This is a genomic window from Pseudomonas sp., from assembly GCF_028293835.1.
Lineage (GTDB): Bacteria > Pseudomonadota > Gammaproteobacteria > Pseudomonadales > Pseudomonadaceae > Aquipseudomonas.
This window is the reverse complement of sequence record NZ_JAQGNX010000007.1, coordinates 1-6,229: the sequence shown is the minus strand read 5'-3', so window position 1 is coordinate 6,229 and position 6,229 is coordinate 1. Positions and strand designations below refer to the sequence as shown.

Annotated in this window: 4 protein-coding genes; all 4 read right to left on the bottom strand. The window is 54.6% G+C overall.

Annotated elements, in window-relative coordinates:
• Nucleotides 1-876 (bottom strand): hypothetical protein (locus tag JWR17_RS00710; RefSeq protein WP_299827319.1); only part of this gene is annotated, 876 nt, incomplete at its 3' end.
• The gene (locus JWR17_RS00705) at nucleotides 873-4,577 is read right to left on the bottom strand and encodes a hypothetical protein (protein ID WP_299827317.1); all 3,705 of its coding nucleotides are present in this window, start codon (nucleotides 4,575-4,577) and stop codon (nucleotides 873-875) included. The genes JWR17_RS00710 and JWR17_RS00705, both read right to left, overlap by 4 nt.
• A gap of 1 nt (nucleotide 4,578) precedes the next feature.
• Nucleotides 4,579-5,127, bottom strand: coding sequence for a DUF4123 domain-containing protein (locus tag JWR17_RS00700; protein ID WP_299827315.1), 549 nt, complete (start codon nucleotides 5,125-5,127; stop codon nucleotides 4,579-4,581).
• The coding region (tssI, locus tag JWR17_RS00695) for a type VI secretion system Vgr family protein (RefSeq protein WP_299827313.1) at nucleotides 5,124-6,229 on the bottom strand (1,106 nt) is incomplete at its 5' end. The genes tssI and JWR17_RS00700, both read right to left, overlap by 4 nt.

The window sequence follows — 6,229 nt, the reverse complement described above, 5'->3', positions numbered from 1 at the left end:
GTAGCGCGGCAAGTCTGGCAGCGGGCGGCTGGTGTCCATGTAGTTTTGGATGAAGTCCCATAGCGCGCAGCATAACTGCCCTTCGCCAGGTGCTAACAATGACCGGAAGCTGATGACGACGTCGCGGTAGCGATGGGCGATATACAACACGTTCAGCGGCAGGCCTTGGCGATCTGGTGTCGTAGAAATGTAGGCATCGAATTCGTAAAACGGCGCGGTGAGTTCGCCGATAGTGCCGTTCTTTTTGTATTCGCCGTTGTTGTCGTAATCGAAGAGCGTTACCAGGCCGGTGCGTCGGTTGATCTCCCAGATTGGGCCTCGGGAGGGTTTGACCCATAGGTGGGGCAGGTAGCGTATTACTAGCGCGGCGAGTGCCCAGCAGACAAGTTGCGGCAGTAGAAGTGCATGGGCTGAGGATTCGAATAAAGAAAGTAACGCCTCTAAATAAGGTTGCCTCGATTTGGTAGCGCCCGCGAGAATGGTCAATAGATAAACGGGTACTGCGATAATGAATCCCCACTTTCCGAAAAGATGTAAATAAATCCAAAATTGCGACCGTTTTGACCACAAAGAAAATCTGAAACGCTCATGATCATGTCTGTCATGAAAATCTACGTGCTCATATGGGGCGGCAATATAGGTGCCTAGCCTTTGCTTTTCTTCCCGCTCTGTGATCATGTCCTGTTGAAATCGCAAACTACTGGGTTTACGCCGAAGCAGAAAGTCATCAGGCGCGACGTCCTGCGCCGTCCCCCATGGCAACCGAGTTTTGGCAAGGCGCTTTATCCTAGACTGCTCGGTCGATGGTTGTTGCTTGGGGATGCAATCTGCTCGGTACGCAGTCGTAGCGTAGTAAGGCGAGTTGAACGAATTCATTTATCGCCCCGCGCTTTATGGGTAGTTTCATCCGCCCAGAACAGTTGATCCACTTCCTTGAAGTCGGGTGTGGCGTGGGCCGTACTGAACGGAGTTGGGTCTTTAGGCTTTGGAGCGGGAAATACCCAGGATGAGGTGCCATCATTCAACGTCAGTTGAGCACGGACTTGCCATACAGCGTGAACCGCCACTTCGTCGTTAGAGCGGGTTGTTTCAACGTACCTCTCCCACGGCGTCGCAATGAAAATTTCCAATCCATTGTTTTTTCGCCGGTAAGCATTGAGTTCTGTTTCGGGGTATAGCCTGGTTTCCTCGTTAGTCTGCCCATTTAAATTGTCATGGTACCGGCGAACCATCTTCAGCGCACACGATGCTTTGGTGCTGAGGTCGCCTAGGCCGGTCAGCAGGCCGGGCAAGTTGCTCTCGATTCGGATGCGCGTATCCGCTTCACGCACACGCTTGGGTATCGGATTATAGTGTTCGCTGTAGGCCGGGAAGCTGTACTCCGGGTTGCGTTCAACGGTGATACGAATGTCGGCAATCAGGCCGATCAGGTAGTAAAACGCTTGCTCCGGTGCTTGCAGATGGGGCGCCCGGGCATTGTTCGGGCCGAAGGGGCCTGCGCTCAACCAGTCTTCGATGGGATTAGAGCTTAGCCAGTAAACCAAGCCCAGGCCGATGCTGATCAATATCAGACTAATCCAGCCCAATGGGCCCAAGCCTAAGAGTGTGGCCCCGCCGACCATCATCGTGCTGGCGACGCTGGTCAAGCCACCAGCGGCCATTAGCACATGGCCCCACATTGCATCGTCGCCCCATTGATAGGAGTGCCAAGCGTCATACAGGTTGAGGCCGAGGAAGATTGACCCTGCTGCAACTCTACCGAGTAGACTGGCGGTTATATTATCGACAAGACGTTTGGCTAGCTTTGCTCCCAGCACTAGAGTGCTAAACGCTTCAGGAATGACGAATAATGTTTTGCGGGCTGCGGCAAAAATTGGCTGGCTGCCAGCTATTTTGATGGTTAGGGCCTCTATCGCTATTATCAAATCAGCACCCGCCCCAATTACCCCTGCAGCTGCTCTGTAAGATCCTTTCTCCCGATTAGATTGCTGAAATGAATACAACTCATTCCTCAAATTCCACATCTCCAACATCCCCACCATCGCCGCAAACGGTGTGGAGTTCAGCGCCTTGTACATCCACTCGCTCTTTAACGCAGTACGATTGTTAACCGCATCTTGAATAGCACTTCCCCTGACCTTTTCCTCCTCGGCCATGTTTTGCTGCCAAGCCGTATTAACCCTCTGGTTCACCGCACTAATCAACTGTGCAATTCGATGCTCACGGGGCATAGCAATCACGATGGTATGCGGGTGTAGATCGCCCCCGCTGCGCAGGTTTTGGGGTTCCAGCATCGAATGCCCTGAGGCATATCGATAATCGCGGCCAGACCTGCGCAGGCGCGGCGGTAATTCCGGCAGGTCGCTCAAACCAAAGATATAGAGATTCTTGTTTCTGGCCTCTTGATACGTCATGCGTTGTGCCGCGCCAAAGCCACCCGGCAATAGACTGCGCAGTTGCGCCATGGCTAGCTTTTGCTGTTTCAGGTTCATTGCTGGAGCGGGGGTTTTAATCGTTACCTGAATATTCCGTGCTGCTTGTACCGCTCGTTCTGCCACTTCAACGGAGCCTTGCAAGTTCTCGAAGAAATTTCCCAGCGCCGCCGCTACCGCTTTAAACGTACCCGTTAGGGTATTGTTGAAGTCGCCATTTTCAACCAGCCCGGCGAGTAAATGGGCGTCTAGGGTATTGAGCTGCGTGGGGTCCACCGTGTCGCAACTGATGGCAATCAGCAGTTCATTGGGTCGAAACAGCCCATTACCGTCGTTGATTTCCCTGACAGTCGGCTGAACGTAAGGTGCTTCCAAATCCTGGGATTCAAGTGGTGGCCACAGCATTCGATGCAGTGCATGGCTTTCATCATTGGCGATCTGGTCGATTAGCTTTTGCCCGGCACTGACCTTGGGGCTTTGCGCGGTTTCGCCGGTGAGCGCATCAGAGACTTCGCCAGTCACCGCGAGTGGGTCCATTTGTGCGGGAGTGGTGGCAAGGCTGACGAATAATCGACTTACAAAATGCATCGCACCGACGTAGTCGAAACCGTCGAGGCTCAAATGATCAGCGAAGGTCTGCTCAGTCACCGGTTGCTGTAATTCGGTGCTTAGTAGCAGTTGACTGGTGCTCAGTGTGCGCCAGAGTTGTGTACGCTCGCCGCTGGCAGTAAAGCGGTTGAGATCGAGCCTGCCTTGCTGCTCAAGTTTTTTGAGGCTTTTATGCAGAGGGTTTTTCTGACCGCCGATGGTACTGGGCACAATCAGCTGTTGCACCAGCAAGGCGCTGGCGTGATGGGCGTGATGGGTAGCACGGGCCGCACATAGCCCCAGCAACTGCTGTTGGTCGTAAATTCGCGTCTGCAAGTGGCGCAGCCGATAATGGGAGTCGTGAAGCAATACGCCATGTAGCTCACGCTTCCGTACGCCGAGCAGCACGTCGGACGCTGCCGGTTGTGCCTGCCAGAACTCGTCGGCCTTCTGGCTTTCCGGGCTGCATAGTTGATTTTGCCAATAAGCCCAGGCTCCGGTTTCTACGTTGGCAGGTTGATAGGCGACTTCGCCTTTTTCGCAACGGATCACATGCTTGTGCGCTTGGCTCAAAGCGGTGACGGGAAACTGCCCGCTGAGGTCGCAGATAAATCGCGCCGGCTGGTCCAGCAGCCATTCATAACCCGGCTGGCGTGCTTTTTGCGGTGCGACGAGACTGATGGGGAACGCATGCCGGTCAAGTGTTCGGCTAAAACGTAGCGCTGCGGTAATGGCTGATTGGTTGTCTGGCGTTGCAGTATCGACTTCGCTAAATGCCTGCACCATCGTTGTGCCGTCGGTCTTTTCGCGGAAAAGCTTTTTAAACTTGTCCCGCGAACTGCGCAGATCTGGGCTCTGACAGCGTTGTGTACGCAACGCCGAATCCTGTTCCAGCCGACGCAGGCGCGGAGCAGTGAGTTGCACTTCGCTAAAACACAGCTGCGGCGATATTTGCTTGTTGTTCCAATTCGAAGGCAGCCAGATGTCTTGCAATGCTTGTCCGGTCGCCAGGCGTAGCCTCGGCTCGATCACGTTGCCCATTCGGTATTGGTTGAAGTCGACGTCGTGGTAAGTCGTTCGCTCACCCTCGACACGCACTTCCAATTCCCGCCATACCTGACCGTCGAGGAATACATAGATATAGCCCGTGCGGCACATCACTGGAGTGCCTTTGTCGTGGCTGTTATTAACACCGGGCAGCGCGACGAAGGGTACGGCAGGGACGATCTGATTCCACTGGCAGTCAAACTCCCGAGTCGTGATCGACACCTCAGGAAGCGGCACGCGGATTGGTGGACCTTCTACGCTGGCGATTTCTATCCAAAGGCGATGCTTGAAGGTGTCGGACCAGCGCCACACATGGAGCGTGCTGGCTACGAAGAAATTACTTTTTAGCGTCTCAGGGCGGTCGTTTGCGGTCAGGTCATCCAGTCGTTTCAAGCTGTCATGTTCATAAAACGCCAGCCGCTGGGTGTCTGGATGGGTGTTGCCGGTGACCTGCACAATCAGCTTGTTGATTTCGCAGCACGGCACTGCACTCAATTCGGGTAGCGTCATGTCAGGACTCCTGTCCGCTTGATGCAGGGGATTGGATTTTTAGATTGATGGATTGCTGCTGTTCGGCACTGAGTGCCAACAACGACGTAGCGGCTTCGAGCCAAGTGCTCGCGCATGGGTTGTCCAGGATTTGCCGCTCAGGAGTGCTAGTGGAGTGCCATTGCAAGCGGCTGACAGGGCCCAGCCAGTCGATGAGGTTTGCCTCGGTGCAGGCTGGAAAAAAGTGTCTGGCGATATCGGGATTCCAATAGCGCAGCATGCCTTTAACGTTCTGGTTGAGGCGCACGATGAGGATGTGGCGCAGATGATTGAGCAACGCATGGCTCGTATGCTCGCTATCAATCATCAATCCAGGCCAGTCAGCAGGTGCCTGACGCATCAAGCGTGAGAGCTTGCCGTCGGCGTCATCCTTCACCAGCAATGGGCTGAATGCGGAGTAGGTTGCCAGCTCAGTCAAGTCAAATAGCCGTACAAAGTCGGGAAGATCAATGTGGCTAAAAAGCTTCACCAACAGATCGTCGCTGTATTCCAGCAGCATCCAGGTAGTCATGAGCGTGCTCCTGGATCCATTGCTGAGCGGCATGGGCAAACCTTTAACGGGCAGTCCATGGGCGTACCGCCTTCAGGTTTTTGGCAAAGTGCAACGATGGCGTCGTCACTTAATAGCCTCTGCTGAACAACCGGATCAGGCTGAACAACCGGGGAAAGCGTCCCAACTGCCAGCCCATCCACACCCGTCGGCGCCAGTGGTGCAGCAGGCATTCTCGGCAATGGCGCGCCCCCCAGCACAATCGGCACGCTACAGAAAATCCCCGCCGGGCTAATCAACAGATGCTGACCGCCGGCTTTCAACGTCAGCGTGACACCGGCATTGATGACCAGATTGACGCCTGCCATCAGGTGTACTTCTTGCCCGGCCTCTACATGCATGCCTTGGGTAACACGGGTATGACTGGAACCTGCGACTTGCAGGTGGTCGCCCGCCGACACGTGCACTTTCCGATCACCAGAAACGCTGCAGCTTTTTTCACCCTGTAAAACAGCGATGCTATTACCCTTGATGGTCTCTTTTCGTTCACCACGCACTTCAAGACGACTGTCGTTCTGTACCAACTGCTCCATGTCACGCTGGGCACGCAGGTAGACCAACTCGGCGCCATTGCGATCTTCAAAAGAGACTTCGTTAAAGCCTTGGCTCGCCTTTGAACTACGGCTACGAAATACGCTTTTGGTCTTGTTCGCCGGCAGTTCGTAAGGAACAGGATTTAGACTGTTGGGCAAACACCCCATGACAATGGGCTTATCCGGATCGCCTTCCAGGTACGAGACCAATACTTCCATGCCCACCCGGGGCAAAGTTAAGGCACCGTAGTTAGCGCCCGCCCAGCTGGACGCCACCCGTACCCAGCAACTGGTAGTTTCGTCTTCCAGATCTCGGCGGTCCCAGTGAAACTTGACCTTCACTCGGCCAAACTTATCGCAGTGGATTTCTTCGCCTTGCGGCCCGGTGACCTTGGCGGTTTGGGTGCTGTGGATCGGCGGTTTGAGATGGCGTCGTGCAGGGCGAAACTGAACGGCTTCGGGGATGGCGGTAAAGGTGTTGCGATAACCCTGAACGATTTGGCCTGCTTCTACTTCCAGCGAAGCGCCCA

Coding starts and splice junctions, on each gene's coding strand:
- JWR17_RS00705 (WP_299827317.1), bottom strand. CDS start 4,577: ATGACGCTACCCGAATTGAGTGCAGTGCCGTGCTGCGAAATCAACAAG.
- JWR17_RS00700 (WP_299827315.1), bottom strand. CDS start 5,127: ATGACTACCTGGATGCTGCTGGAATACAGCGACGATCTGTTGGTGAAG.